Annotated in this window: 1 protein-coding gene; it reads right to left on the bottom strand. The window is 46.6% G+C overall.

Annotated elements, in window-relative coordinates:
* Nucleotides 1-667: hypothetical protein (locus SORDD05_RS05075; protein WP_196757195.1), on the bottom strand; the 667-nt coding region annotated here is incomplete at both ends.

Below are 667 nucleotides of genomic sequence, written 5' to 3' on the forward strand. Positions count from 1 at the left end.
TGAAGCGCTTTGGCTTGCAGATACTGATGCGCTAGTTGATTGGCTTGAGCTTACTGATGCTGAAGCACTTTGGCTTGCAGATACTGATGCGCTTGCTGATTGACTTGCAGATACTGATGCGCTTGCTGATTGGCTTGAGCTTACTGATGCTGAAGCGCTTTGGCTTGCAGATACTGATGCTGAAGCGCTTTGGCTTGCAGATACTGATGCTGAAGCTGATTCACTTGAGCTTACAGAAGCTGAAGCTGATTCACTTGCAGATACTGATGCTGAAGCTGATTCACTTGAGCTTACAGAAGCTGAAGTTGATTGGCTAGCTGATACAGATGCTGAAGCACTTTGGCTTGCAGATACTGATGCGCTAGTTGATTGGCTAGCTGATACTGATGCTGAAGCTGATTGGCTTGCAGATACTGATGCGCTAGTTGATTGGCTTGAGCTTACTGATGCTGATTCACTTGCAGATACTGATGCTGAAGCGCTTTGGCTTGCAGATACTGATGCTGAAGCGCTTTGGCTTGCAGATACTGATGCTGAAGCTGATTCACTTGAGCTTACAGAAGCTGAAGTTGATTGGCTAGCTGATACAGATGCTGAAGCACTTTGGCTTGCAGATACTGATGCGCTTGCTGATTGACTTGCAGATACTGATGCGCTTGCTGATTGG

Origin of the sequence: Streptococcus oralis, from assembly GCF_001578705.1 — a bacterium.
Taxonomy (GTDB): Bacteria; Bacillota; Bacilli; order Lactobacillales; family Streptococcaceae; genus Streptococcus; species Streptococcus oralis_J.